Annotated in this window: 22 protein-coding genes and 1 pseudogene; 15 read left to right on the top strand and 8 right to left on the bottom strand. The window is 70.8% G+C overall.

The window, feature by feature from the left end:
• Positions 1-354, top strand: a 354-nt coding sequence (locus tag StrepF001_RS00005; RefSeq protein WP_129796288.1) for a DUF4111 domain-containing protein, incomplete at its 5' end; no start/stop codon positions are given.
• Here StrepF001_RS00005 and StrepF001_RS00010 read toward each other — a convergent pair.
• A complete protein-coding gene (locus StrepF001_RS00010; protein WP_129796289.1) occupies positions 318-992 on the bottom strand; it encodes a GDSL-type esterase/lipase family protein in 675 nt (224 codons plus the stop codon). The two genes, StrepF001_RS00005 and StrepF001_RS00010, sit on opposite strands and share 37 nt — an antisense overlap.
• 88 nt (positions 993-1,080) lie before the next feature.
• Between StrepF001_RS00010 and StrepF001_RS00015 the strand changes: the two genes are divergently transcribed.
• Positions 1,081-2,058, top strand: coding sequence for a WD40 repeat domain-containing protein (locus StrepF001_RS00015; protein ID WP_129796290.1), 978 nt, complete (start codon positions 1,081-1,083; stop codon positions 2,056-2,058).
• Here StrepF001_RS00015 and StrepF001_RS00020 read toward each other — a convergent pair.
• Positions 2,055-2,849 carry a TetR/AcrR family transcriptional regulator gene (locus tag StrepF001_RS00020; RefSeq protein ID WP_129796291.1) on the bottom strand — a complete coding sequence of 265 codons (795 nt, stop codon included), beginning with the start codon at positions 2,847-2,849 and terminating at the stop codon, positions 2,055-2,057. The two genes, StrepF001_RS00015 and StrepF001_RS00020, sit on opposite strands and share 4 nt — an antisense overlap.
• Before the next feature lie 95 nt (positions 2,850-2,944).
• Here StrepF001_RS00020 and StrepF001_RS00025 point away from each other — a divergent pair, with 95 nt between their 5' ends.
• Both StrepF001_RS00025 and StrepF001_RS00030 read left to right on the top strand, forming a co-directional pair.
• Positions 2,945-3,904 (top strand): ATP-binding cassette domain-containing protein, encoded by a 960-nt coding sequence (locus StrepF001_RS00025; protein ID WP_129796292.1) that lies wholly within the window; start codon positions 2,945-2,947, stop codon positions 3,902-3,904.
• Entirely contained in the window at positions 3,901-4,722 is an 822-nt protein-coding gene (locus StrepF001_RS00030; protein WP_129796293.1) for an ABC transporter permease, read from the top strand. Before StrepF001_RS00025 ends, StrepF001_RS00030 begins: the two co-directional genes overlap by 4 nt.
• 193 nt (positions 4,723-4,915) lie before the next feature.
• Here the strand turns inward: StrepF001_RS00030 and serC are convergent, their stop codons facing one another.
• Entirely contained in the window at positions 4,916-6,034 is a 1,119-nt protein-coding gene (gene serC / locus StrepF001_RS00035; RefSeq protein WP_129796294.1) for a phosphoserine transaminase, read from the bottom strand.
• Positions 6,035-6,274: 240 nt separating this feature from the next.
• Positions 6,275-7,633 (bottom strand): mucin-1, encoded by a 1,359-nt coding sequence (locus tag StrepF001_RS00040; RefSeq protein WP_129796295.1) that lies wholly within the window; start codon positions 7,631-7,633, stop codon positions 6,275-6,277.
• Between the two features lie 209 nt (positions 7,634-7,842).
• On the opposite strand from StrepF001_RS00040, the gene StrepF001_RS00045 reads away from it, so the two are divergent.
• The 6 genes from StrepF001_RS00045 to StrepF001_RS00070 all read left to right on the top strand — a co-directional run bounded on the left by StrepF001_RS00045 (position 7,843) and on the right by StrepF001_RS00070 (position 16,311).
• Positions 7,843-8,862 carry a LacI family DNA-binding transcriptional regulator gene (locus StrepF001_RS00045; protein ID WP_129796296.1) on the top strand — a complete coding sequence of 340 codons (1,020 nt, stop codon included), beginning with the start codon at positions 7,843-7,845 and terminating at the stop codon, positions 8,860-8,862.
• Positions 8,863-9,025: 163 nt separating this feature from the next.
• On the top strand, positions 9,026-10,366 hold the full coding sequence (locus StrepF001_RS00050) for a sugar ABC transporter substrate-binding protein (protein ID WP_129796297.1): 1,341 nt from the start codon (positions 9,026-9,028) through the stop codon (positions 10,364-10,366).
• 117 nt (positions 10,367-10,483) lie between these two features.
• The gene (locus tag StrepF001_RS00055; RefSeq protein WP_129796298.1) at positions 10,484-11,476 is read left to right on the top strand and encodes a sugar ABC transporter permease; all 993 of its coding nucleotides are present in this window, start codon (positions 10,484-10,486) and stop codon (positions 11,474-11,476) included.
• A 7-nt stretch (positions 11,477-11,483) separates the two neighbouring features.
• Entirely contained in the window at positions 11,484-12,326 is an 843-nt protein-coding gene (locus StrepF001_RS00060) for a carbohydrate ABC transporter permease (protein ID WP_129796299.1), read from the top strand.
• A 59-nt stretch (positions 12,327-12,385) separates the two neighbouring features.
• Entirely contained in the window at positions 12,386-15,247 is a 2,862-nt protein-coding gene (locus StrepF001_RS00065) for an FAD-binding and (Fe-S)-binding domain-containing protein (RefSeq protein ID WP_129796300.1), read from the top strand.
• A 107-nt stretch (positions 15,248-15,354) separates the two neighbouring features.
• Positions 15,355-16,311, top strand: coding sequence for an EamA family transporter (locus StrepF001_RS00070; RefSeq protein ID WP_129796301.1), 957 nt, complete (start codon positions 15,355-15,357; stop codon positions 16,309-16,311).
• 11 nt (positions 16,312-16,322) lie between these two features.
• Here the strand turns inward: StrepF001_RS00070 and StrepF001_RS00075 are convergent, their stop codons facing one another.
• The 4 genes from StrepF001_RS00075 to StrepF001_RS00090 form a co-directional block, all read right to left on the bottom strand.
• Positions 16,323-16,832 carry a GtrA family protein gene (locus tag StrepF001_RS00075; RefSeq protein ID WP_129796302.1) on the bottom strand — a complete coding sequence of 170 codons (510 nt, stop codon included), beginning with the start codon at positions 16,830-16,832 and terminating at the stop codon, positions 16,323-16,325.
• Between the two features lie 35 nt (positions 16,833-16,867).
• Complete coding sequence (locus StrepF001_RS00080; protein ID WP_129796303.1) at positions 16,868-17,533, bottom strand: DUF4097 family beta strand repeat-containing protein; 666 nt, start codon at positions 17,531-17,533, stop codon at positions 16,868-16,870.
• Positions 17,534-17,796: 263 nt separating this feature from the next.
• Positions 17,797-18,003, bottom strand: a complete 207-nt coding sequence (locus StrepF001_RS00085; RefSeq protein WP_129796304.1) for a DUF397 domain-containing protein — start codon at positions 18,001-18,003, stop codon at positions 17,797-17,799.
• Entirely contained in the window at positions 17,963-18,808 is an 846-nt protein-coding gene (locus tag StrepF001_RS00090; protein WP_129796305.1) for a helix-turn-helix transcriptional regulator, read from the bottom strand. The genes StrepF001_RS00085 and StrepF001_RS00090 overlap by 41 nt, the downstream gene beginning before the upstream one ends.
• 119 nt (positions 18,809-18,927) lie before the next feature.
• On the opposite strand from StrepF001_RS00090, the gene StrepF001_RS00095 reads away from it, so the two are divergent.
• From StrepF001_RS00095 to StrepF001_RS00115, 5 genes and pseudogenes are all read left to right on the top strand, one after another.
• Positions 18,928-19,722, top strand: a complete 795-nt coding sequence (locus tag StrepF001_RS00095) for a TIGR03084 family metal-binding protein (RefSeq protein ID WP_129796306.1) — start codon at positions 18,928-18,930, stop codon at positions 19,720-19,722.
• Positions 19,723-19,759: 37 nt separating this feature from the next.
• Positions 19,760-21,427 carry an acyclic terpene utilization AtuA family protein gene (locus StrepF001_RS00100; protein ID WP_129796307.1) on the top strand — a complete coding sequence of 556 codons (1,668 nt, stop codon included), beginning with the start codon at positions 19,760-19,762 and terminating at the stop codon, positions 21,425-21,427.
• Positions 21,424-23,022, top strand: coding sequence for a carboxyl transferase domain-containing protein (locus tag StrepF001_RS00105; protein ID WP_129796308.1), 1,599 nt, complete (start codon positions 21,424-21,426; stop codon positions 23,020-23,022). The genes StrepF001_RS00100 and StrepF001_RS00105 overlap by 4 nt, the downstream gene beginning before the upstream one ends.
• Before the next feature lie 5 nt (positions 23,023-23,027).
• Positions 23,028-24,871, top strand: a pseudogene (locus tag StrepF001_RS00110) (biotin carboxylase N-terminal domain-containing protein).
• A gap of 82 nt (positions 24,872-24,953) precedes the next feature.
• Positions 24,954-26,114 (top strand): acyl-CoA dehydrogenase, encoded by a 1,161-nt coding sequence (locus StrepF001_RS00115; protein WP_129796309.1) that lies wholly within the window; start codon positions 24,954-24,956, stop codon positions 26,112-26,114.
• The last annotated feature ends 27 nt before the right edge of the window (positions 26,115-26,141 follow it).

Below are 26,141 nucleotides of genomic sequence, written 5' to 3' on the forward strand. Positions count from 1 at the left end.
CTCCTCGACCCTGTCCCGCCCGCCGACCTCACCCGCGCCATCGTCGCCGGAGTGCCGCAGCTCATGGACGAGCTGGACTCCGACACGCGCAACGTCCTGCTCACGCTCGCCCGCGTCTGGACCACCCTCGCCACCGGGGCCATCCGCTCCAAGGACACCGCCGCCGACTGGGTGCTTCGCCGACTGCCGGTCGAGCAGAGCCCGGCGCTGACATGGGCGCGGGACGAGTATCTCGGGGTTCAGCGGGAGGCGCCGTCGCCGGAAGGCGTGCGGGGCTGCGCCGACGCCATGGTCCAAGAAATTCGTACCCTCGCGGATCAGCCTTCGTACGGCCCGCCCAGGTCCCAGCCCTGATACATCGCGTCCGCGAACGCCGCCGCGATCTTGTGTTCGCCGTTCGCGTTGGGGTGGGTGCCGTCGTACGTGTCCGTGTGGATGTCGTACGACGGCGGTGTCGAGGCCAGCAGCAGCGGGGAGCGGGGCTCGTCCAGGTCGGCCACCGTCTTCGCGAGGAGTTCGTTGAAGGACGTCACCTGCGCGGCGAAGGGGGCATCCGACATCGCGCGGACGTTCGGGATCACCGGCAGGACGACCATCCGCACGCGTGCGTTACCCGTCCGCGCCCCGGTGACGAAGGCGCGGACGTTCTCCGCCGTCTGCTCCGCGTTCGTGTAGAAGCCCAGGTCGATCAGGCCGAGGGAGACCAGGAGTACGTCTGCGCGGCTTGCGCGTATCGCGTCGCCGATCAGCGGTGCCATGTGCAGCCAGCCCTCGCCCCAGCCGGCCAGGTGGGAGCGGGGGAAGTCCGGTTCGGCGTAGGCGTACGAGGTGGGGGCGTCGGCGGCCTTGTCGTACAGCGTCTCGCGTGGGCCGACGAGGGTGAACGGGCCGCCGGATGTGGCGCACAGGTGGCGCCACATCCGGTAGCGCCAGGTGTGTTCGCCCGCGCTGCCGATGGTCATGGAGTCGCCTACGGGCATGAACCTGAGCATCCGCTCATGATGGATGATCGGCGGGGCCGGTGGGGTGTGAAGCCTGCCACGCACCCAGAACAGGCGTGCGGGGTGGCAGTCTTGGGGGATGCGCCGATCCTTCGCCGTTCTCGCCGCTGTCCTGCTCACGGGTGCACTCGCCGTGCCGTCCGCCTTCGCCGCCGACGGGGACGAGGGGTTCACGATCAAGGACCCGCGTATCACCGAGTCCAGCGGGCTGGCTGCATCGCGTCAGCACCCGGGCATCTACTGGACCCACAACGACAGCGACGACGGGGCCTATCTGTACGCCGTGGACAGCTCGACCGGCGAGACCGTCGCCACCCTCACCCTGACCGGCGTCGGAACGCCCCGGGACGTCGAGGCCGTCTCGATCGGCCCCGGCAACCAGATCTACGTCGGCGACATCGGCGACAACCTCGGCGGCACCTGGGACCACGTCTGGATCTACCAGCTGCCCGAGCCCGAGGAGCTCCAGGACCGGACCGTGCGGGCCACGCAGTACGTCGTGAAGTACTCCGACGGCGCCCGCGACGCCGAGTCGCTCGTCGTGCATCCGAAGACCGGGCGGGTCTACGTCATCGACAAGAAGGAGGAGGGCGGGCACCTGTACGAGGGGCCGGCGAAGCTGTCCTCCTCCGGAACGAACGTCTTCAAGCCCATCGCCGCCGTCCCCGAACTGGAGGCCACCGACGCCGCGCTGTCCCCGGACGGCGAACAACTCGCCGTACGCAGCTACTTCGGCGGTATCGCGTACGACTGGAACGGCGGGCAGATCAAGCGGACCGGGCGGCTCAGCGTGCCGTTCCTGGGGCAGGGGGAGTCCGTCACCTACTCCGCCGACGGGACGAAGCTCATGTACGGCAGTGAGGGGGAGGGGAGTTCGGTGGAGCCGGAGGATGTGCCCGGGGGGCTCTCCGAGTCCAAGTCGCCGTCGGGCAAGGGGAGTTCGAGCGCTGGTGACGAGGGCGAGGGCGGGGGCTTCTCGGCCCGGACCGGGGCGCTCGCGGTGGCCGTCGCCTGTGCCGTCCTGCTCGGCTTCCGGGTGCTGCGGCGCAAGGGCTAACTCGTAGCGTCACCCCGCTGTGCGACCAGCACCTCGAGGCCGTCGAGGATGCGTTGCAGGCCGAACTCGAAGTGGTCGAAGTCGGCGCTCCAGGTGCCGTCCGCGAGGGAGGCCATGATCGGGTAGCGGCCGGTGGCCATGACCTTCTCCAGGACGGGCACCTGTGCCTGCCAGAACTCCGCGTCCGTCAGGCCCGACCGGTGCTCGGCCTCCTCCTGGTACACCTGGGTGCGCGCGGCGCCGACGACGTACGAGTCGACCATGATGATCGCCGAGACCAGCTCCGGGTCGGTCAGGCCCATGGGCTTGATGCGGGAGAGGACCTTCTCCATGCCGTCGAGGGCGCTGGGGCCGAGGATCGGGCGGGCCTGGTTGACGTGGAGCAGCCAGGGGTGGCGGCGGTAGAGGGCGAGGGTGGCGCGGCCCAGGGCCTCCAGTGCGGAACGCCAGGTGCCGTCGCCGAGGTCGGCGGGGTTCTCGGAGGGGCGCTGGACGCGGTCCAGCATCAGGTCGAGCAGCTCGGCCTTGCCGGGGACGTACCGGTACAGCGACATCGCGCCGGTGCCGAGTTCGGCGGCGATACGGCGCATGGACACGGCGTCCAGGCCCTCCGTGTCCGCGACCCGGACGGCCGCTTCCACGATCCGGTCCAGGGTCAGCCCGGGTTTGGGACCGCGACTGGGCCGTCGGCCGGTGTCCCACAGGAGTTCGAGGGTGCGGACGATGTCGCCGCTGCCGCTGGTCTCCGTGGCGCCGGTGCGCCCGCCGGTGCCGCTCTTGCCACTCGTCATGACCTCAGCTTATGTCCCCGGAGAAAAACTGAGTACGTCGTACGCGAAATAGGGTACGGTGTACTCGGTTGGTGCGGGTATCGGAAGGGACAACCATGGACGGATACGCGGTCCGGGCCGAGGGCCTGGAGAAGCGCTACGGCGAGAAACGCGCCCTCGACGGCTTCGACCTGGCCGTGCGCGAGGGCACCGTACACGGACTGCTCGGGCCGAACGGGGCGGGCAAGACCACCGCCGTACGCATCCTCTCCACGCTCGTCCGGCTGGACGGCGGGCGCGCGACGGTGGCCGGACTCGACGTGGTCCGGCAGTCGCGCGAGGTGCGGGCGAGGATCGGACTCACCGGGCAGTACGCGGCGGTGGACGAGGTGCTCACCGGGCGGCAGAACCTGGAGATGTTCGGCCGGCTGTTCCACCTGGGTGGGAAGCGGGCCAAGCTGCGCGCCACCGAGCTGCTGGAGCAGTTCGACCTGACCGACGCCGCCGACAAGGGCGTCGGCAAGTACAGCGGCGGCATGCGGCGCCGCCTCGACCTCGCCGCCTCGATGATCCTGGCCCCGGCGGTCCTCTTCCTCGACGAGCCGACGACGGGGCTGGATCCCCGCAGCCGCGGTGAGGTCTGGGAGTCGGTGCGGGCGCTGGTGGCGAGTGGGACGACGGTGCTGCTGACCACGCAGTACCTGGAGGAGGCCGACAAGCTCGCCTCGCACATCACCGTCATCGACCAGGGGCGGGCCATCGCCGACGACACCCCGGACGGGCTGAAGAACCGGGTCGGCGGCGACCGTATCGAGGTCGTGGTCGCCGAGCGGTCCGAGATCCCCCGGGTGGTGAAGGCGGTCGCCCGGGTCTCGGACGGCGAACCCGAGGCCGACGAGACCGAGTTGAGGGTGCACGCCCCGGTCACCGACCGGGTGTCCGCGCTGACGGACGTGGCCCGCACGCTCCAGGACGAGGGCGTCCGCGTCGAGGACATCGGGCTGCGCAGGCCCAGCCTCGACGACGTGTTCCTGCGCCTGACCGGACACCGCACCGAGAAGGAGGCCGCCGTATGAGCGCCGTGGACCTGACCGGCCCGGCTGCGCGCGGGCGTGCGTACTGGCTGCTCGCCGACTGCTGGAACATCGTCCGGCGGGGCCTGACCCACTACCAGCGCCAGCCCGTCAACATCGCCTGGCAGCTGGGCTTCCCGATCCTGTCCGTGCTGCTGTACGGCTATGTCTTCGGCAGCGCGATGAAGGTGCCCGGCGGCGGGGACTACCAGGACTTCCTGATGCCGGGCATGTTCGTGATGACCATGGCGTTCGGCTTCATCAACACCGCCACGGTCGTGGTGTACGACTCCACCAAGGGCGTCATCGACCGGTTCCGCTCGATGCCGATGGCCTCGTCCGCGGTGGTCGCCGGGCGCGGGGTGACCGATCTGATCGTCGCCTGCGCCGAGTTGGGGATCATGATGCTGACGGCGCTGGCCATGGGCTGGCGGCCGGACGGGGGGTGGGGCTTCCTCGCCGCGTTCGGGCTGCTGCTGTGGCTGCGGTTCGCGCTCATCTGGATCGGGGTGTGGCTCGGACTGATCGTGCCCAACCCGGAGGCGGCGGGCGGACTGTTCGCGGTGGCCTTCCCGCTGACGATGATCTCCAGCATCTTCGTCGCGCCCCAGCTGATGCCCGACTGGCTGGGCTGGGTGGCGGCCTGGAACCCGATCTCGTCCACGGCCGCGGCCACGCGCGAGCTGTTCGGGACGCCGATCGGCGGCGGCGACTCCTGGGTCGAGCAGAACGCGCTGCTGATGGCGGGGGTGTGGCCGGTGGTGCTGACGGTGATCTTCCTGCCGCTGGCGGTGCGGCGTTTTCAGAAGCTCAGCCGCTGACTCGGCTGGGGGTCTGGGGGCCCGCGGCGGAGCCGCTGATGTCACAGCCCCCAGGAGATGCAGCCTGCCGCTGGCCGTCCGGCGGTTCCAGAAGCTGAGCCGCTGACGGTTCCAGAAGCTCAGCCGCTGACGGCTCAACGACGAGGGGCGCCCGGAGAGTTCCGGGCGCCCCTCGTCGTCGTACGGGAAACCGCTACAGCTTCTCGATCACGTAGTCGATGCACTTCGTCAGCGCGTCGACGTCCGCCGGCTCGATCGCCGGGAACATCGCCACGCGGAGCTGGTTGCGGCCGAGCTTGCGGTAGGGCTCGGTGTCGACGATGCCGTTGGCGCGCAGGACCTTGGCGACGGCGGCGGCGTCCACCTCGTCGGTGAAGTCGATCGTGCCGATGACCTGGGAGCGCTTGGCCGGGTCGGTGACGAACGGGTTGGCGTACTTGATGTCCTCGGCCCAGCCGTACAGCGTGCGGGCGGAGGTGGCCGTACGGCGGACCGCCCAGTCGAGGCCGCCCTGGCCGTTGATCCACTCAAGCTGCTGGTTCAGCAGGAAGAGGGTGGCGAGGGCCGGGGTGTTGTACGTCTGGTTCTTGCGGGAGTTGTCGATCGCCGTGGGGAGCGAGAAGAACTCCGGGATGTGGCGGCCGGATGCGTGAACGCGCTCGGCACGCTCGATCGCCGCCGGGGAGAAGACGCCGATCCACAGGCCGCCGTCGGAGGCGAAGGACTTCTGCGGGGCGAAGTAGTAGACGTCGGTCTCGGCGACGTCGACCGGGAGGCCGCCGGCGCCGGAGGTGGCGTCCACGAGCACCAGGGCGCCCTCGTCGGCTCCCGCCACGCGCTTGATCGGCATGGCGACGCCGGTGGAGGTCTCGTTGTGGGTGAAGGCGTAGACGTCGACGCCCGCCTCGGCGACCGGCTCGGGGTGCGTGCCGGGGTCGGTGGAGATGACGTCCGGCTCGGCGAGCCAGGGGGCGAGCTTGGCGGCCTTGGCGAACTTGGAGCTGAACTCACCGAAGGTGAGGTGCTGCGACCTGTTCTCGATCAGGCCGTGCGTCGCGATGTCCCAGAAGGCCGTCGAGCCGCCGTTGCCGAGGACGACCTCGTAACCGTCAGGGAGCTGGAACAGCTCGCTGATGCCCTCGCGCACCTGGCCGACCAGGTTCTTGACCGGGGCCTGACGGTGGGAGGTACCGAGGAGGGAGGTTCCGGTGGCGGCCAGCGCGTCCAGCGCTTCCGTCCGCACCTTGGAGGGGCCCGCGCCGAAACGTCCGTCGGCGGGCTTGATGTCAGCGGGAATCTGGATCTCAGCCACGGAGTGAGGTTAGCCGTTTCGGGAAACCCGGGCGAAACCTCGTCCGTCGGGTGAGACGGCGTTTCGCCTGCCGTGGGGCCCGGGGGCTGCCGCCCCCGGGCCCCCGCTTCGGCCCTGAAGGGGCCTCGTCCCCGCACGCCGGACGGGCTGGACGGCGTGCGACCGGAGCCGAGAGACCGCCGGCCACCGCAGCAGCGGGAACCCAGCCGGACCGGCGCGAGAAGCCGCCCTCGGTGTGGGTCAGCGCGGTGACGGCCCTGGCCAGACGGCCGAGGCGTCGTCTCGGTGGGGGTCGGGCAGGCGGACCGGGCGGACGGAAACGGGGTGGCGGAGGCCTTCGGCGTAAGCCGCCCACGGGGCTGGGCGGCCGGAGTAGCACAGGGTGGTGAGGGCGAAGACGCCGTCGGCGTAGACCTCGACGTACTCGCCGATGGTGAGGATGCGCAGCGAGGCGGCGGGTTCCGGCAGGAGGGTTTCGCCGAGCCGGTCGCCGTCAGGGCCGGTCACCCAGAGGTTCTTGCCGTCGCAGCCGACCGTGAGCGCGGGGCGGTCCGCGTCGGAGGCATCGGAGGCAAGTGTGCGCAGGGTGATCTCGGTGCGGCCGGAGATGCCGACGTCGCCGACCGCGTGCAGGGGAGCGTCGTAGGTCTCCTCGCCGAGCCAGTGGTCCAGGCCCGGCCACCACTCCAGGCGGGGCGCCGAGTCCTGCGGTACGACAAGGGACTTGGGCTGGGCGAGCATGCCGCGGCAGCGGTCGCCGGTGTCGGTGAGGCCGACGCGGCGCGGGGTGGTGTGCAGCACGACGCGGGAGCCGTCGGGGGCGGCGATGACGCGGGGGGCGTACGAACCCGTCGGGCCGAGAGGGCCGCGACGGGTCCAGGGGCCGCGCAGGCGCGGGGCGGTCCACGCCTCGAAGCCCCGCGTGGCGCCGATGGAGCCGAGCAGCAGCCAGCTGCCGTCGTCGAGGCGTTCGAGGACCGGGCACTCCAGCTCGTCGATGTCGCCGGGGGAGATGAGCGGCGGGTGGACGGTCCAGTGCTCCAGGTCGTCGGAGGTGGCCCAGGCGACACACCCGCTGACCTCGACCGGCAGGGAGGCGTCGGCGGCGCAGACCACCATCACCCAGCCCTCCGACTCGTCGTCGCGCACGACGAAGGGGTCGCGCCAGCCCATGCGTTCACCCGTGCGGTACCAGCGCGCGTCGGCCTCGACGACCGGCCCCGTGCCGTGACGGCGCCAGCCGGTGCCGTCGGTGCGGTCGGAGTACGCCAGACCCACCGACTGCAGCGGCCAGCCGCCCGGGGTCAGCCCCGAGACGCCCGTGTAGAACATCGCCGTGCCGGCGCCGTGCGGGACGATGTGCATGGTCCACACCGCCTGCTGGTCGAAGCGGCCCGGCAGGCCGTTGCCGAAGGCCGTGCCCTGCGGCTCCCAGTGGACCAGGTCGGCGGAGGTGGCCCGGCCGTACGACGTCTCCATGCGCAGGTGGTCGAACTCGGTCGTCCACGGGCCCTGCAGATGCAGCACGGTGTACGTGCCCTCCGCGTCGCGCAGGAGGTCGAAGTCGTTCACGCAGAGGCCGGGCGGGGCGTATCGCATGGACAGGTCCTGTCTGCTCGCAGCAGCAACTCAAACGTGTGCGCTGGGTTCTGGCTGGTGAGAGATTCTTTGGGGGGTGGTCGAAGTAAATCTGAACGCAAACGCTTGCGCAACCGGGTGGGCGGGTTTACGGTCACGTCACTCGCCCCTCACGCCGATGTGACGTTCGAACCTCTTCACGCGGTGTGCACCCGATCAAGGAGCGTCCCGTGACGGTCAGCATCACCGATGTCGCCGAGGCCACCGGGGTCTCGGCGTCCACCGTGTCCCGCGCCCTGCGCGGCCGCCCCGGAGTGTCGGAGGAGATGCGGGTACGGATCGTCGCGGCCGCCGCCGAACTGGGCTACACCGCCTCGCGCTCGGCCTCCAGCCTGGCCGGCGGGCGCACCTACACCATCGGGGTCGTCGTCCCGTACGTGGGCCGCTGGTTCTTCGGCACCGTGCTGGACGCGGCCGAGAAGGTCTTCAGTGCCGCCGGCTACGACGTCCTGCTGTACAACCTCGGCTCACCGGAGGCACGCAAGCGTTTCTTCACCAAGCTGCCGATCCGCAAGCGGGTCGACGCCGTGCTGTCGCTGCTGATCCCGGACCCGGAGGAGGCCGCCGCCCTGCGGTCGCTCGACGTGCCGTTGGCGACCACGGTCGGCGGCGCCAGGCCCGGCTTCATGGTGGTCGGCATCGACGACCGCGGCGGGGCGGAGAGCGCCGTACGGCATCTGGTGAACCTCGGCCACCGGCGGATCGGCATGATCTCCGGGGCCAGCGAGCCGCTGCACTGGACGACGCCGATCGACCGTCGGCAGGGCTACCTGGACGTGCTGGCCGACGCCGGGATCGAGCACGATCCCGCCCTGGAGGCGGACGGCGGTTACACGGTCGAGGGCGGCGAGCGGGCCATGACCGAGCTGCTGGCCCTGCGCCACCCGCCGACCGCCGTGTTCGCCCAGTCCGACGAGATGGCGATGGGCGCCCTGCGCGCCCTGCGCCGGCACCGGCTGAGGGTTCCGGAGGACGTGTCCGTCGTCGGCTTCGACGATCATGAACTGTCCGAGGTGGTCGGGCTGACCACCGTGGCCCAGCCGGTCGCGGCCCAGGGCCAGGAGGCGGCCCGGCTGCTGCTGGCGCAGCTGGACGACCCGGACGCCGGGCCGCCCCACCCGGTCGAGATGCCCATCCGCTTCATCCTCCGCGAGACCACCGCGCCGCCGAACCCCCGGAGGCAGCGGTAGCTCCTGTCCCCGCCCCCGGGTCCTTTGATTCCCGCACGCCCCCGGAGGGTCGCTTCAGCCCCGGCCCCACACTCCTCGCACCCCCACACTCCTCGCACCCCCACACTCCTCGCACCCACCGCACTCCTCGCACCCACCGCACACCCCGCACGGAGGCACAACCATGATCACCGGCCCCAGAAGGTACCGTCGCACGGGCCTGACAGCCCTGGCTCTCCTCCCCCTGGCCGCGCTGGCCGCCTGTGGCGGAGGCGGCGGCAGCGACACCTCCGCCGAAGAGGGAAGCGGCAAGGGCACCATCAGCATCTGGGCCCACCAGGGCCAGACCAGCGAGGCGGCCGCGTTGCAGAACGCGGTGAAGTCCTTCAACTCCTCGCAGAGCGACATCAAGGCCGAGCTGAAGCTGATCCCCGAGAACGACTACACCAAGACCATCACGGCCACCGACGCCTCCGAGCTGCCGGACGTGCTGGAGTTCGACGGCCCGACCATGGCGAACTTCGTCTACAACAGCAAGCTCGCCCCGATGGACGACTACCTCTCCGCCAAGACCCTCGACAACGCCACCGACGCCATAAAGGCGCAGGGCGAGATCGACGGCAAGCACTACGGCCTGGGCATGTTCGACTCCGGTCTCGGCATGTACGGCAACAAGAAGCTGCTGGACGCGGCCGGAGTGAAGTACCCGACGAGCCTGGACGACGCCTGGACGGCCGAGGAGTTCGACAAGGCACTCAAGGCCCTGAAGGCCAAGGACTCCGACGGCAAGGTCCTCGACATCCAGGAGGGCAACGGCCTGGCCACCGAGTGGGGCACCTACGGCCTCTCCCCGATCGTCTGGTCGGCCGGCGGCGCCCTCCTGAAGGACGGCAAGGCCGCGGGCGCCCTCGACAGCCCGGACGTCGTCTCGGCGCTGAAGACCTTCCAGTCCTGGAAGCCGTACGTCGACCCCAACACCGACGGCAACGCCTTCGCCAAGAGCAAGGTGGCGCTGAGCTGGGTCGGTCACTGGATGTACCCCGCTTACAGCGAGGCCCTCGGCGACGACCTCGTCGTCCTGCCGCTGCCGGACTTCGGCAACGGCCCCAAGACCGGGCAGGGTTCGTGGGCCTGGGGCATCGGTGCCAACAGCAAGAACGGCAAGGCCGCGGGCGCCTTCCTGGACTACCTCCTGAACGACACCAACGTCGGCGCGATGACGAAGGCCAACGGCGCGGTGCCCGCCACCGAGTCGGCACTCGCCAAGAGCGAGCTGTACAAGCAGGGCGGCCCGCTCCAGCTCTTCGCCGACCAGCTCGCCAAGGCGTGCGGTGACAGCGACATCAGCAAGTCCTGTGTTGCCGTCACCCGCCCGATTACCGCCGGGTACCCCACGGTCACCGCCAAGTTCAGCGAGGCCCTGAACTCGATCTACGGCGGCAGTGACCCGAAGGAAGCCCTGGAGAAGGCCGCCCGCGCCATCGACCGGGACTTCACCGACAACGCCGGCTACGAGATCCCGTAACCCCGCAGCACGCATCGGCCGGGCGGGCCGTCGGCAACGTGGCGACGTAGACGTGGCGACGTAGACGTGGCGACGTCGCCGACCGCGCCCGCCCCCGGCCGGGAAGAGGACCCTCCCGTGAAAACCGTGGAACCCGCGCACGCCGCGGCCCCTGGCCGGGCGCAGGCCACCTCGTCCGCGCCCTCCGCGAAGCCCTCGCGTCCGCCGCGCGGGAACCGCGACTGGCTGCACGGACTGCTGATGTCCGCCCCGGCCGTGGGTGGGCTGATCGCCTTCGTCGGCATCCCGTTCGGCTATGCCGTGGTGCTCTCCTTCTACAACGTCCGCCTCGGCTCGCCCCTGGAGCCCACCTTCTTCGGCGTGGAGCACTACCGGCGGCTGTTCACCGACCCCGACCTGTCCGGCCCGTTCCTGCGGGCGCTGCTGAACAACCTGACGTTCGCCGCGGTCGTCGTACCGCTGCAGACGGGTCTGGCACTGGCGCTCGCGATCCTCCTCAACCGCAAGCTGAAGGCCATCGGCCTGTTCCGGTCCTTCTTCTTCATGCCGGTCGTCTTCCCGATGGCCCTCGTCGCCGTGATCTGGCGGCTGATCCTCGCCCGCAGTGAGCAGGGCATGCTCAACTCCCTGCTGAACGCGGTGACGTTCGGCAACTGGGGTGCCTTCGACTGGCTCGGCGACAGCCTCACCGCGATGGGCTCGATCATCGTGCTGTCGGTGTGGCAGGGCGTCGGCTTCCAGATGGTCATCCTGCTGGCCGGCCTCCAGCAGATCCCGGGCGAGCTCTACGAGGCCGCCCAGCTGGACCGGGCCTCGCGCTGGCAGCAGTTCCGGCACGTCACCCTGCCCGGCATCCGCGGCACCCTCGTCTTCGTCGCGATGCTCACCTCGGTGCTGTCCTTCCGGGTCTTCGACCAGGTGTACATCCTCATCCGCGGTGGCGGCCTGGACGAGGACGCTACCCGTACGGTGATGTACCAGGCCGTCACCACGGCCTTCGACCAGAACAACATCGGCCAGGCCTCGGCCATCACGGTGGTGTTCTTCCTGATCGTCGTCGCCCTGACGATCGTCCAGCGCCGCGTCGTCCGGCCCGAAAACGAGGACTGACTGACCCATGGCCATGACCCGTACGCCCGTGCGCCGCGTCGTCGACTACACCGTCCTGAGCGTGTTGGCGTTCATCTTCGCCCTCCCCGCCCTCTACCTCTTCCTCGGCAGCCTCAAGCCGTCCGACGAGATCCTGAACGGCCTGTCCGGCTTCCTGCCCACCCACCTCTCCTTCGACAACTACGCCGCCGTCCTCGACAGCCTCAGCTCCGACAGCACCGGCTACTTCTGGCAGTTCATGGGCGTGTCGGTGCTGCTCGCTTTCGTGGTCGTCACGGGCGGACTGATCGTCAACTCGATGGCGGCGTACGGGCTCACGCGGCTGAAGTGGCGGGGCCGGAACGCGGTGTTCGCCCTCGTCCTGCTGCTGATGCTGATCCCGTTCGAGTCGGTGGCGGTGCCGCTGTTCTACATGTTCAACGGCCAGCGCAACACGATCTACATCCAGGCGCTGCCGTTCATGGCCAACGCCTTCGCGATCTACCAGTTCCACACGTTCTTCCGGAATATCCCGCCGAGCATCGAGGAGGCGGCCCGGCTGGACGGCGCGGGTCCCTGGCGCACCTTCTTCGCGATCATCGTGCCGATGTCCAAGCCGGTGTTCGCCTCGGTCGCGATCCTCACCTTCCTCATCCAGTGGGGATCCTTCCTGTGGCCGGTGCTGATGGTGTCCGACCCGTCGGTGCGTCCGCTCCCCCTGGAGATGAGCGTCTTCCAGGGCCAGCAGCCCCCGGACTGGGGCCAGATCCTCGCCTTCGGTGTGCTGCTGGTGCTGCCCGTGCTGATCGTCTTCGCGTTCTTCCAGCGCTGGTTCGTCGAGGGCGTGGCCAGCTCCGCCGTGAAGGGCTGAACCCCCGGTGGGCGTCGGCCCGGCCCGTCACTGTCAGTCGTCGGATGCATTCTGGACGTATGACGGATCTCGAAGCGCAGTTGCGTGCCGTTGTCCGGGGTGACGTGGGGTTCGACATCACCTCTCGGGCGTTGACGACCATGGACGCGTCCAACTACCGGCGTGTCCCGCTCGGCGTCGTCGCCCCGCGTGACGCCGACGACGTGGCGGCGGTGCTGTCGGTATGCCGGGAGCACGGAGTTCCGGTGGTGCCGCGGGGCGGGGGCACGTCGATCGCGGGGCAGGCCACGGGCACGGGCGTGGTGCTGGACTTCACCCGGCACATGAACCGGCTGGTGTCCCTGGACCCCGAGGCGCACACCGCCGTCGTCCAGCCGGGGCTCGTCCTGGACCGCCTCCAGGAGGCCGCCGCCCCGCACGGCCTGCGCTTCGGCCCTGATCCCTCCACCCACAGCCGTTGCACGCTGGGCGGCATGATCGGCAACAACTCGTGCGGCTCGCACTCGGTGGCGTGGGGGACGACTGCGGACAGCGTGCGGGAGCTGTCGGTGGTCACCGCGCGCGGGGAGCGGTTGCGGCTCGGGAAGGGCTGGGCGGGGCTCCGGACGGCTGCGGGCCTTGGCGGAGGGGAGTTGGCGCGGTTGCGGACCGGCTTTCCCGAGCTGCCCCGCCGTATCTCGGGGTACGCGTTGGACGCCCTGCTGCCCGAGAAGGGCGCCGACGTGGCCCGCTCCTTCTGCGGCTCGGAGGGCACGCTGGGCGTGCTGACAGAGGCGGTCGTACGGCTGGTGGAGGCGCCACGCGTGCGTGCGCTCGCCGTGCTGGCGTACGCCGACGAGAGCGCGGCGGCGGAGGCGGCGGCGGGGCTGCTGCCGTACCACCCCCTGACCGTCGAAGGCATGGCCGCCGACCTGGTGCCCTCGCCGGCCGCGCTGCCCGAGGGCGGGGCCTGGCTGTTCGTGGAGACCGGCGGGGAGTCGGAGGCGGAGGCACGCGCGCGTGCGGAGGCGATCGTGCGGGCGGCCGATGTCGTCGATTCGACGGTGGTGACCGATCCGGCCGGACAGCGGGCGCTGTGGCGGATACGGGAGGACGCGAGCGGTACGGCGACGCGTATGCCGGACGAGAGCGAGGCCTGGCCAGGCTGGGAGGACTGCGCGGTGCCGCCGGAACGGCTCGGGGCGTATCTGCGGGACTTCCGGGCGCTGCTGTCCGCGCACGGCCTGCGCGGCACGCCGTACGGGCACTTCGGGGACGGCTGCATCCACGTCCGTATCGACTTCGACCTGCTGACGGAGGCGGGCATCGGCCGCTTCCGGCGCTTCTCGGAGGAGCTCGCCGAGGTCGTCGTGGCGCACGGCGGCTCGTTGTCCGGGGAGCACGGGGACGGGCAGGCGCGGGCGGAGCTGCTGCCGAAGATGTACGGCGAGGAGATGGTCGGACTGTTCGAGCGGGCGAAGGGAGTGTGGGACCCGGACGACCTGCTCAACCCCGGGATGCTGGTGAGCCCCGCGCCGCTGGACGCCAACCTCCGGTTCGCTGTCCTGCCCAGGGAGCCGGTGGATGTTGCCTTCGGCTATCCGGCCGACGGCGGGGACTTCGCGGCGGCGGTAAGGCGGTGCGTCGGGGTCGCCAAATGCCGTACGACATCGGCGACCGGCTCCGCTGTCATGTGCCCGTCCTTCCGGGTGACCGGCGAGGAGGAGCACTCCACGCGCGGGCGTGCCCGGCTGCTGCACGAGATGCTCGCCGGGGAGCTGGTGACCGACGGCTGGCGGTCGACGGAGGTGCGGGACGCGCTGGACCTGTGCCTGTCCTGCAAGGGCTGCCGGTCGGACTGCCCGGTCGAGGTGGACATGGCCACGTACAAGGCGGAGTTCCTGCACCACCACTACGAGGGCCGACGGCGCCCGGCCGCGCACTACAGCATGGGCCGGCTGCCGGTGTGGCTGCGCGCGGTGGCACGCACGCGTACGGCACCGGTGGTCAACGCCCTGGCCGCCGTACGGCCGCTCGCGTGGGCGGCGAAGCGGCTCGGCGGGATCGCGCCGGAGCGGGAGATTCCGCGGTTGGCGACGCGGACGTTCAGCCGGTGGTGGGAGCGGCGGGACAAGGCCGTGGACGGCGACCTGGTCATCCTGTGGCCGGACACCTTCACTGAGCACCTCTCGCCGTCCGTGGGGCAGGCGGCCGTACGCGTGCTGGAGGCGGCGGGGCTGCGGGTGGCGCTGCCGCCGACGGTGCACTTCAGGAGGGCGCCGGTGGGGGACGGTGTGACGGTCGCCCTCGACCCGGTGTCCCTCCTGCGGGGCAGGGGCCGCGTCTGCTGCGGGCTGACGTACGTCTCCACCGGGCAGCTCGACCGCGCCCGTGCGGTGCTGCGCCGCACGCTCGACCTGATGGAGCCGGTGCTGGAGACCGACGTCCCCGTCGTCGTCCTCGAGCCCAGCTGCGCGGCCGCCCTCCGCGCGGACCTCCCCGAGCTGCTGTACGACGATCCGCGCGCCCGCCGCCTGGCCGACCGCGTCCTGACCTTCGCGGAGGCCCTGGAGCGACTCGCCCCCGGCTGGAGGCCACCCCGGGTCGACCGGGCGGCGGTGGGGCAGACCCACTGCCATCAGCACGCCGTGCTGGGGGACGCGGCCGACCGCCGACTGCGCGAGGCCGCGGGGCTCTCCGGGGAACTGAGCGGTGGCTGCTGTGGCCTCGCGGGCAACTTCGGTTTCGAGAAAGGGCACTTCGAGGTGTCGGTGGCGTGCGCGGAGGAGCAGTTGCTGCCGGCGGTGCGGGGCGCGGGGGAGGAGACGGCGGTGCTTGCGGACGGATACTCCTGCCGGACGCAGCTGGAGCAGCTGGCCGGGGTGCGGGGGCAGCACCTGGCCGAGGTGTTGGCGGAGGCGTTGGAGGCGTCCGGGCCCTGACTCCGGGACAGTTCCATAATGGGTTCACACACCTGACGTAGTCCACTACCCTGGACTCGGCAGTACATCATGATGAACGAACCCCGAGCCGAGCCCCTGGACCGCCCGTGAGCACCCCCGACGCCACCACCACGCCTTCGCCCACCCCTGTTCGGACCGCACCCGCGCCGGCGAACGGCACCGCACGCCGCTGGGGCTCTCTCGGTCCCGTCGGACTGGTGCTCGCCGGTGGGATCTCGGTGCAGTTCGGCGGCGCCCTGGCGGTCACCCTGATGCCGCGGGCCGGTGCGCTCGGCGTGGTGGCGCTGCGGCTGCTGGTGGCGGCGGTGGTCCTGCTGCTGGTCTGCCGCCCGCGCCTGCGTGGTCACTCCCGTACCGACTGGGGCACGGTGATCGTCTTCGGCATCACGATGGCCGCGATGAACGGCCTCTTCTACCAGTCGGTCGCCCGCATCCCCCTCGGCCCCGCGGTCACTCTCGAGGTCCTCGGCCCTCTCGCCCTGTCCGTCCTGGCGTCACGCCGGGCGCTCAACCTGGTGTGGGCCGGGCTGGCCCTCGCCGGTGTCGTCCTGCTCAGCGGCGGCGGTTTCGGCGACCTCGACCCGGTGGGGGTGGCGTTCGCGCTGGGCGCGGGCGCGATGTGGGCGGCGTACATCGTCTTCAGCGCCCGCACGGGCCGCCGCTTCCCGCAGGCCGACGGACTCGCCCTGGCGATGGCGGTGGGGGCCCTGCTGTTCCTGCCGCTGGGCATCGCCGAGTCCGGGGCGAAACTCGTCGACCCGGTGACGCTCGGCCTGGGCGCGTCGGTGGCGCTTCTCTCCTCCGTCCTCCCCTACACCCTCGAACTCCTCGCGCTGCGCCGCCTGCCCGCCCCCACCTTCGCCATCATGATGAGCCTGGAACCGGCCCTCGCGGCGACGGCCGGCTTCCTCGTCCTCGACCAGGCCCTCACCGCCATGGAGGCCGCCGCGATCGCGCTCGTCATCGCGGCGAGCATGGGAGCGGTACGGACGCAGGTGGGGCGGGGGAAGGCGAAGGCCCCGGGCGCGGTACCCGAGGCCTGAGCCGGTTCTGATCAGGCAGCGAGCATGACGGGCGCGGTGACCGGCCCTTGCTGCTTCGCGGGGCGTGCGGTCCGGTCGCGGCGGGTGGCAAAGACGTAGAGGCGCAGGACGATGAAGCGGCCCACCCCGGCGAGCCCGGAGGCGCTGAGGTAGACGATCTGCTCGGTCAGCATCCCGGCGGCGGGCTGCACCAGGTGCAGAACCGAGATGGCGAGGCTGGTGGCCAGGTAGGCGGCGGTGGCCGAACCTGCGGACTGCCAGTGCTCCCGCCATCCGGCACGGCGGCCCTTGCCGAAGGTGTAGCGGGCGTGGAGCTCGGTGCACAACAGGGTGGAGGCGACGGTGACCAGCGCGTTCGAGGCCACCCAGGGCATCACCAGGGCCAGCAGTGCTACGGCGAAGCCGGCGAGGGCCCCGACGCCACCCCCGAAGATCACGAACCGTATGAAGGAGGCGACCGGGCCGGGACCGGCCTGAGTCGCCGCCTCGGACTTCGTCGAAGGTGAAAGCGGCGACTTCATGGCGGCGTCCTTCCTGAGGGCGGGTGGGGCGTCGTTCAGAGGCTGCGGGCGGTGATGTCGCCGTAGCCGGTGGTGGCGTGGATGGTGAGACCCGCGCCGTCACTGTTCTTGAGCGAGTTGCTGATACGGCCGTATCCGGTACCGGCGTCCAGGGAGGCGGAGACGCCTCGCACGGCGCCGACGGTGATGTCGCCCTGTTCGGTGCGCAGGGTGACCGTGCCGCCTGCGGCCTCGGTGATCTGGAGGTCGCCCCTCTGGGTGCGGATCTCGGCGGGGCCGTTCAGGCGCCCCACGGTGATGTCGCCGTCGGCGAGGGTGAGCCGGGCGCCGGCGGCCTCGTCGAGCTTGACCGGGCCCTGCGAGCTGCCGTAGGTGACCTCGCCGAGTCGTCCGACGCCGCGCAGTTCGGCGGCGGCGGCCTTGGCCTCGACACGGGAGCCTGCCGGCAGCTGGACGGTGACCTCGATGGACCCGGTCGGGCCGAGGGACCGGTTCTTGGCCTCCGGGACCCCGATACGCAGGACGCCGTCGCCGTAACTGACCTCGGCCTGCTCAGCCGCCTTCACGTCGCGGTTCTTGGACGGGTTGGCGGGGCGGATCTCGACGGTGGTGTCGTTCCGGTCGGCGGCGATGAGCTGGATACGGCCGGCGGGGATGTCGAGAACGGCGGAGATGGCGGAGGGGGTGTCGAACGTCTGCATGGTGCGCTCCTGGGATGTGGCTGTCGTCGCTGTTTCTGACAATGGAAACGCTACGTTGCATTCATAGTTTCGGCAAGCAGACTATTGCGCGCTGATGGTATTTACGCAGGTAAAGGCAGAGAAATCGTTGCAATGACTTGAGAGTCAATGCAACTTCGATCGATTGTTCGTTGCAATGAGATGCGGGTGAACGCTATGGTGGAAGCACTGAGGGCCGTCCGCTTCAAAGAAGCGGACGGCCCTCGTGGGGAGCGACTCTTACGTCAGCCGAAGACGCCGGCGGCAGTCGCGGAGATGAACCGGGCGAAGCTCTCGCTGGTGACGGTGAGGGCTCCGTGGGTGGGGTTCTTGGAGTCGCGGATGGCTGTGTGGGGGGTGAGGTGGGCGACTTCGACGCACTCGCCGCCGGTGCCTCCGCTGTACGACGACTTACGCCACTGCGCTCCCGTCAGGTTCTGGCTGTTCTGCATAGCGTTCCTCCCGGACACGGGCGATCAGTGCCGCCGAGTCCTCGATGGAGAGGGCTGCGGCCTGCAGATGATCGTAACGATGCGAACAGTCCCTGACGACGTCGGGATTGGCTGTCATGTATCCCTTGTCATAGTTCTCGGAGTAGCTGATCTCGGGGTCGCTGTCGAAGCGCAGAACGGTGAATGAGCCTGCTGTCGCGGGGTGGTTGCCGACGCCGAGGGGCAGTACCTGAACTCGCACCTGCCGACGCCCCTGGAGGTCCAACAGGTGGGTCAGTTGCTCCCGCATCACCTTGTCGCTGCCGAACGGCCTGTGCAGTACCACTTCGTCCAGCACGACCCAGACCCACGGCGGGGCCTCGCGCGTGAGGATGCGCTGCCGCTCCAGTCGTGCCGCGACCTGCTCGTCGAGCCCGTCCGCCCAGCCTGCTTGCAGCACCGCCCGGGCGTAGTCCGGCGTCTGGAGCAGCCCGTACACGACCTGGGCCTGGAACGTGGCGATACTCGTGGTGCGCGACTCCAGCTCGGCGAACGGCTGAAACCAGCTCGGCAACTGGCTCCGCAACACCAGCCCGACCAGCCTCGAGAACGTCCCGTCGGTCCCCAGTGCCGCATCCACCCGCTCCGAGAACTCCCGCGTCGGCACCTTCAGTGTCGTCTCGATCTGGCCGATCAGTGACCCCGTGCAGAAGACGATCGACCCGAGCGCTCGCTGCGTGAGCCCCGCCGCCTCCCGAGCGCGTCGTAGCTCATAGCCGTAGTAGTCCAACGGTGACGCACTGGGATCGAGCTCGCGGATATGCACGGTCACCACCTCCCATCACCGAGCGTAGCCACACGGCAGCGGAGAGGTCTCGGCTTGTGGAAAATCAAAACAATGCAAGCACGCTTGATTGTTTCTGGCGCCGCTGCCATGCTCGCCCCATGGCCGACCCGACGCCCGTGCTCGACGACCTGCGTGCGGAAAGCGACGAACTCGACCGGCTGGTGGCCGAGTTGAGCCCGGAGCGCTGGACGCTCCCGACCCCCGCCCCCGGCTGGACCATCGCCCACCAGATCGCGCACCTCGCCTGGACCGACCGCTCGGCGCTCCTCGCCGTCACGGACGAGGACGGTTTCCGAGACCTGGTCGAACAGGCCCTCGCCGCGCCCGACACCTTCGTCGATCAGGGTGCCGAGGAGGCCGCCCAACTCCCGCCCGCCGAACTGCTGTCGCGCTGGCGCGAGGGCCGCACCGCTCTGGACGAGGCGCTCCGCAAGGCCCCGCAGGGCGCCCGCTTCCCCTGGTACGGCCCCCCGATGTCGGCCGCTTCCCTCGCCACCGCCCGCCTCATGGAGACCTGGGCACACGGGCTGGACGTGGCGGACGCCCTCGGTGTCACCCGAGCCCCCACCGACCGCATCCGCCATATCGCCTGGCTCGGCGTCCGTACCCGCGACTTCGCCTTCGGCGTGCACGGGCTCCCGGCCCCCACCGATCCCGTCCGGGTGGAACTCCGCAGCCCCTCCGGTGAGTTGTGGGTGTACGGCCCCGAAGACGCCCCGCAACATCTCACCGGCCCCGCCCTCGACTTCTGCCTCCTGGTCACCCAGCGCGCCCACCGCGCCGACCTGGCCCTGCGCGCCGAGGGTCCCGACGCCGACCGCTGGCTGGACATCGCCCAGGCCTTCGCGGGCCCGCCCGGCACCGGGCGCCCGCCGAAGGGAGCCGTCGGATGATCCCGCGCACCGGCCGCCCGCCGAAGGGAGCCGTCGGATGACCCTCCGCATCGGCAACGCCTCCGGCTTCTACGGCGACCGCTTCGACGCCATGCGCGAGATGCTCACCGGCGGCGAACTCGACGTCCTCACCGGTGACTACCTCGCCGAGCTGACCATGCTCATCCTGGGCCGCGACCGACTCAAGGATCCGACCGCCGGATACGCCCGCACCTTCCTCCGCCAGCTCGAGGAATGCCTCGGCCTCGCCCACGAGCGCGGAGTCCGGATCGTCACCAACGCCGGCGGCCTCAACCCGGCCGGACTCGCCGACAAAGTACGGGAGTTGGCCGACCGCCTCGGCATCCCCGTACGCGTCGCGCACGTCGGGGGCGACGACCTCACCGCCCGGCACCCCGGAAGCCTCGCCGCCCACGCCTACCTCGGCGGCTTCGGCATCGCTACCTGCCTGCGCGAGGGCGCGGACATCGTGGTGACCGGGCGGGTGACCGACGCGGCCCTGGTCACCGGGCCCGCCGCCGCCCACTTCGGCTGGCAGCCGGGGGAGTACGACCGGCTCGCGGGCGCCGTCGTCGCCGGGCATGTCCTGGAGTGCGGCACGCAGGCCACCGGCGGGAACTACTCCTTCTTCCGTGACGGCGACGTCCACCGGCCCGGCTTCCCCCTCGCCGAGATCCACCCCGACGGCACTGCCGTCATCACCAAACACCCCGGCACCGGCGGTTTCGTCGACGTCGGCACGGTGACCGCCCAGCTGCTGTACGAGACCGGCGGCGCCCGGTACGCGGGGCCCGACGTCACCGCCCGGCTGGACACCGTACGGCTGACGCAGGACGGACCGGACCGCGTCCGCATCGAGGGCGTCCGCGGAGAGGCCCCGCCCCCGACCCTCAAGGTCGGCCTGAACCGGCTCGGCGGCTTCCGCAACGAGGTCGTCTTCGTCCTCACGGGCCTCGACGTCGAGGCGAAGGCCGCACTCGTGCGGGAGCAGATGGAGGCGGCCCTCGGCAAGGTCACCGAGGTGCGCTGGGAACTGGCCCGCACCGACCGGCCCGACGCCGACACCGAGGAGACCGCGAGCGCCCTGCTCCGGCTGGTCGTACGGGACCCGGAGCAGGATGCGGTCGGGCGGGCGCTGAGCGGGGCCGCCGTCGAGCTGGCGCTGGCCAGTTACCCCGGCTTCCATGTGCTGGCGCCACCTGGAAAGGGCGCGCCCTATGGGGTCTTCGAGGATGTGTACGTCCCCCATGGCGCCGTCGACCATGTGGCCGTCCTCAATGACGGGCGCCGGATCCCTGTGGCCCCGGCCGCCGACACCCTCGTACTCGACGACGTGCCCGCACCGTCCCTCCCGGAGCCCCTGCCGCCAGGGCCGACCCGCCGCGCCCCCCTCGGCCTCGTCGCCGGCGCCCGCAGCGGCGACAAGGGCGGCAACGCCAACGTGGGCGTGTGGGCCCGCACGGACGAGGCCTGGCGCTGGCTCGCAAACGAGCTGACGGCGACCCGCTTCCGCGAGCTGATCCCCGAGAGCCGCACCCTCCTGGTCACGCGGCACAGCCTCCCCAACCTCCGCGCCCTCAACTTCGTCGTCGAAGGCATCCTCGGCGCCGGCGTCGCCGCCCAGCACCGCTTCGACCCGCAGGCCAAGGCCCTCGGCGAATGGCTGCGCTCCCGCCACCTGGACATCCCGGAGGCCCTGCTGTGACCGTCCTGTCCTCCGCCCTGGACACCACCGGCCCCGACTACCGCGCCCACCGCGACGCGATGCTCGCCAAGCTCGCCGACCTCGACGCCGAACACGCCAAGGCCCTCGCGGGCGGCGGTGAGAAGTACGTCGAACGGCACCGGCGGCGCGGCAAGCTCCTCGCCCGTGAGCGCATCGAGCTGCTCCTCGACCCCGACACGCCGTTCCTGGAGCTGTCACCGCTGGCCGCCTGGGGCAGCGAATACACGGTCGGAGCTTCCCTGGTGACCGGCATCGGAGTCGTCGAGGGCGTCGAGTGCCTGATCACCGCCAACGACCCGACCGTGCGCGGCGGCGCCAGCAACCCCTGGAGCCTGAAGAAGGCCCTGCGCGCCAACGACATCGCCCTCGCCAACCGGCTGCCCTGCATCAGCCTGGTCGAGTCCGGCGGTGCCGACCTGCCCTCACAGAAGGAGATCTTCATCCCGGGCGGCGCCATCTTCCGCGACCTCACCCGCCTCTCGGCCGCCGGAATCCCCACCGTCGCCGTCGTCTTCGGGAACTCGACCGCGGGCGGCGCGTACATCCCCGGCATGTCCGACCACGTGATCATGGTCAAGGAACGCGCGAAGGTGTTCCTCGGCGGCCCGCCGCTGGTGAAGATGGCCACCGGCGAGGAGAGCGACGACGAGTCCCTGGGCGGAGCCGACATGCACGCGCGCGTGTCGGGTCTCGCGGACTACTTCGCCGTCGACGAGCAGGACGCGCTCCGCCAGGCCCGGCGCGTGGTCGCCCGCCTCAACCACCGCAAGGCGTACGACGATCCGGGCCCGGCCGCACCCCCCAAGTACGACGAGGACGAGCTCCTCGGCATCGTCCCCGGCGACCTGAAGACCCCCTTCGACCCGCGCGAGGTGATCGCCCGGATCGTCGACGCCTCCGACTTCGACGAGTTCAAGCCGCGCTACGGCACCAGCCTGGCCACCGGCTGGGCGACCCTGCACGGCTATCCCCTGGGTGTGCTGGCGAACGCCCAAGGGGTGCTGTTCAGCGAGGAGTCCCAGAAGGCCGCCCAGTTCATCCAGCTCGCCAACCAGCGTGACATCCCCCTGCTCTTCCTGCACAACACCACCGGCTACATGGTCGGCAGCCAGTACGAGCAGGGCGGCATCATCAAACACGGCGCGATGATGATCAACGCGGTGAGCAATTCGAAGGTCCCCCACCTCTCCGTCCTCATGGGCGCGTCCTACGGCGCCGGCCACTACGGCATGTGCGGACGCGCCTACGCCCCCCGCTTCCTCTTCGCCTGGCCCAGCGCCAAGTCCGCCGTCATGGGCCCGCAGCAGCTCGCCGGCGTGCTCTCGATCGTGGCCCGCCAGTCGGCCGCCGCGAAGGGGCAGCCGTACGACGAGGAGGGCGACGCCGCGCTGAGGGCCATGGTTGAGCAGCAGATCGAGTCCGAGTCCCTGCCGATGTTCCTGTCCGGCCGCCTCTACGACGACGGCGTCATCGACCCCCGCGACACCCGCACCGTCCTCGGCCTGTGCCTGTCCGCCATCCACACGGCGCCCTACGAGGGCGTACGCGGCGGCTTCGGCGTCTTCCGGATGTGAGGTCCATGATTTCCACTCTGCTCGTCGCCAACCGGGGCGAGATCGCCTGCCGGATCTTCCGCACCTGCGGTCAGTTGGGAATCCGGACGGTCGCCGTGCACTCGGACGCCGACGAAAACGCCCTCCACGCGCGCGTGGCCGACACGGCCGTACGGCTGCCGGGCGCGGCACCCGCCGACACGTATCTGCGCGGCGACCTGATCGTGCAGGCGGCCGTCGCGGCCGGCGCCGACGCCGTCCACCCCGGCTACGGCTTCCTCTCCGAGAACGCCGACTTCGCCCGAGCGGTCCTGGACGCGGGCCTGGTGTGGATCGGCCCGCCCCCGCAGGCCATCGAGGCGATGGCGTCCAAGACACGTGCCAAACAGCTGCTGGGGCTGGCGCCCTTGGGCGACGTCACCGCGGACGACCTGCCGGTGCTGGTCAAGGCGGCCGCGGGGGGCGGAGGGCGCGGGATGCGGATCGTGCGCCGGCTGGGCGACCTGCCCGCCGCGCTGGAGGGCGCCCGCGCCGAGGCAGCGAGCGCCTTCGGCGACGGCGAGGTGTTCGTCGAGCCGTACGTGGAGAACGGCCGCCACGTCGAGGTGCAGATCCTCGCCGACACGCACGGCACGGTGTGGGCGCTCGGCACCCGCGACTGCTCCCTCCAGCGCCGCCACCAGAAGGTGATCGAGGAAGCACCGGCCCCCGGCCTCACCGACGAGCTCACCCAGGAGCTGTACGACACCGCCGTACGCGCCGCCCGCGCCGTCGGCTACGCCGGCGCCGGCACCGTCGAGTTCCTGGTCGCCGACGGCAAGGCCCACTTCCTGGAGATGAACACCCGCCTCCAGGTCGAACACCCCGTCACGGAAGCCGTGTTCGACATCGACCTGGTCGCCCTCCAACTCCGCGTCGCCGAGGGCCACGCCCTCGAAACCGACCCCCCACGCGCGCGTGGCCACGCCATGGAGGCCCGCCTCTACGCCGAGGACCCGGCCAGCGACTGGGCCCCCCAGACCGGCACCCTGCACCGCCTCACCGCCCCCGAAGGCATCCGCCTGGACACCGGCTACACCGACGGCGACGACATCGGCATCCACTACGACCCCATGCTCGCCAAGGCAGTCGCCCACGCCCCCACGCGCGCGGAGGCCCTCCGCAAACTCGCCGGCGCCGTGGAACGAACCGTCATCCACGGCCCGACCACCAACCGCGACCTCCTGATCCGCTCCCTGCGGCACAAGGAGTTCACCACCGCCCGCATGGACACGGGCTTCTACGACCGCCACCTCCCCGAACTCACCGACCCCACCCCCGACCCCCTCACCCCCCTGGCCGCCGCCCTCGCCGACGCCCACGGCCGCTCCCGCTTCGCCGGCTGGCGCAACGTGCCCTCACAGCCGCAGATCAAGCGGTACCTGATGGCCGGCGAGGAACACGAGGCCCGCTACCGGCACACGCGCGGAGGCGGCCTGACGGCCGACGGGGTGCGGGTGGTGCACGCCGACGCGCGTCTCGTCGTACTGGAAGTGGATGGAGTGCGGCGGAAGTTCGAGTGGCGCGATACGGCGACCAGGTGCACGTGAACACCACCACCCTCACCGCCCTGCCCCGCTTCCCCGACCCGACCACCCAGCACGCACCCGGATCCCTCCTCGCCCCCATGCCGGGCACGGTCGTCCGCGTCGCCGAGGGCCTGTCCGTAGGAGCACCGGTACGGGCCGGAGAGCCCCTGCTGTGGCTGGAGGCGATGAAGATGCAGCACAAAATCTCGGCCCCGGCCACAGGCACGCTCACTGCACTGCACGCCACCTTGGGCGAACAAGTGCAGGTCGGCGCGCTACTGGCGGTAGTGCAGGAGACCTAAGGGGCGCGGGGCCGTATCGATATGCGGCTCCGCCCCGTGAGCGCGACCAGCCACAACGAACCCGCAGCCGGAAGGAGCCCCCATGGCCCCCACTCTCGAATCCGAAGAACACAAAGCCCTACGATCCGCAGTATCCGCCCTCGGCACCCGCTACGGCCGCGAATACCTCACCACCGTCGTCAAGGAAGGCCGCCACCCCCACGAACTCTGGTCAGAAGCCGGAAAACTCGGCTACCTCGGCGTCAACCTCCCGGAGGAATACGGCGGCGGAGGCGGCGGCATAGCCGAACTCTCCATCGTGCTCGAAGAGTTGGGAGCAGCCGGTTGCCCCCTCCTCATGCTGGTCGTCTCACCCGCAATCTGCGGCACAGTGATCGCCCGCTTCGGCACCGACGCCCAGAAGCACCGTTGGCTGCCCGCGCTAGCGGATGGCACCCGCACCATGGCCTTCGGCATCACCGAACCCGACGCCGGCTCCAACAGCCACCGCATCACCACCACGGCCCGCAAAGACGGCCCCGACTGGCTCCTGACCGGCCGCAAGGTCTTCATCTCCGGCGTCGACACAGCCGACGCCACCCTCATAGTCGGCCGCACAGAAGACTCCCGCACCGGCCGCCTCAAGCCCTGCCTCTTCATCGTCCCGCGCGACGCGCCCGGCTTCACCCGGCACCCCATCGACATGGAACTCAACGCCGCCGAGAAGCAGTTCGAGCTGGTCCTGGACGACGTACGGCTGCCCGCCGACGCACTCGTCGGCGACGAGGACGCCGGCCTGCTGCAACTCTTCGCCGGCCTCAACCCCGAACGCATCATGACGGCCGCCTTCGCGATCGGCATGGGCCGCTACGCACTCGCGAAAGCCATCGAGTACGCCCGCGACCGCAGCGTCTGGAACACGCCCATCGGCGCCCACCAGGCCATCGCCCACCCCCTCGCCCAGGCGCACATCGACCTCGAACTGGCCCGCCTGATGATGCAGAAGGCGGCCCACCTGTACGACACCGGGGACGACACGGGTGCGGGAGAGGCCGCCAACATGGCCAAGTACGCGGCCGGAGAGGCCTGCGTGAAGGCCGTCGACCAGGCCGTGCACACCCTCGGCGGAAACGGCCTCACACGCGAATTCGGGCTCGCCTCGTTGATAACGGCCGCACGCGTGGCTCGTATAGCACCGGTGAGCCGGGAGATGATTCTCAACTACGTCTCCCACCAGACCCTGGGCCTGCCCAAGTCGTACTGATCCGGCACAGCGTTGTGCGAGGAGGAA

The organism is Streptomyces sp. F001, assembly GCF_004187715.1.
Lineage (GTDB): Bacteria > Actinomycetota > Actinomycetes > Streptomycetales > Streptomycetaceae > Streptomyces > Streptomyces flavusporus.

Excerpts from the sequence above, each read along its gene's own strand:
- StrepF001_RS00065 (WP_129796300.1), top strand. The coding sequence starts at position 12,386 with ATGACGGATCTCGAAGCGCAGTTGCGTGCCGTTGTCCGGGGTGACGTG.
- StrepF001_RS00095 (WP_129796306.1), top strand. The coding sequence starts at position 18,928 with ATGGCCGACCCGACGCCCGTGCTCGACGACCTGCGTGCGGAAAGCGAC.
- StrepF001_RS00080 (WP_129796303.1), bottom strand. The coding sequence starts at position 17,533 with ATGCAGACGTTCGACACCCCCTCCGCCATCTCCGCCGTTCTCGACATC.
- StrepF001_RS00100 (WP_129796307.1), top strand. The coding sequence starts at position 19,760 with ATGACCCTCCGCATCGGCAACGCCTCCGGCTTCTACGGCGACCGCTTC.
- StrepF001_RS00085 (WP_129796304.1), bottom strand. The coding sequence starts at position 18,003 with ATGCAGAACAGCCAGAACCTGACGGGAGCGCAGTGGCGTAAGTCGTCG.
- StrepF001_RS00075 (WP_129796302.1), bottom strand. The coding sequence starts at position 16,832 with ATGAAGTCGCCGCTTTCACCTTCGACGAAGTCCGAGGCGGCGACTCAG.
- StrepF001_RS00030 (WP_129796293.1), top strand. The coding sequence starts at position 3,901 with ATGAGCGCCGTGGACCTGACCGGCCCGGCTGCGCGCGGGCGTGCGTAC.
- StrepF001_RS00020 (WP_129796291.1), bottom strand. The coding sequence starts at position 2,849 with ATGACGAGTGGCAAGAGCGGCACCGGCGGGCGCACCGGCGCCACGGAG.
- StrepF001_RS00040 (WP_129796295.1), bottom strand. The coding sequence starts at position 7,633 with ATGCGATACGCCCCGCCCGGCCTCTGCGTGAACGACTTCGACCTCCTG.
- StrepF001_RS00115 (WP_129796309.1), top strand. The coding sequence starts at position 24,954 with ATGGCCCCCACTCTCGAATCCGAAGAACACAAAGCCCTACGATCCGCA.
- StrepF001_RS00010 (WP_129796289.1), bottom strand. The coding sequence starts at position 992 with ATGCTCAGGTTCATGCCCGTAGGCGACTCCATGACCATCGGCAGCGCG.
- StrepF001_RS00015 (WP_129796290.1), top strand. The coding sequence starts at position 1,081 with ATGCGCCGATCCTTCGCCGTTCTCGCCGCTGTCCTGCTCACGGGTGCA.
- StrepF001_RS00050 (WP_129796297.1), top strand. The coding sequence starts at position 9,026 with ATGATCACCGGCCCCAGAAGGTACCGTCGCACGGGCCTGACAGCCCTG.
- StrepF001_RS00060 (WP_129796299.1), top strand. The coding sequence starts at position 11,484 with ATGGCCATGACCCGTACGCCCGTGCGCCGCGTCGTCGACTACACCGTC.
- StrepF001_RS00025 (WP_129796292.1), top strand. The coding sequence starts at position 2,945 with ATGGACGGATACGCGGTCCGGGCCGAGGGCCTGGAGAAGCGCTACGGC.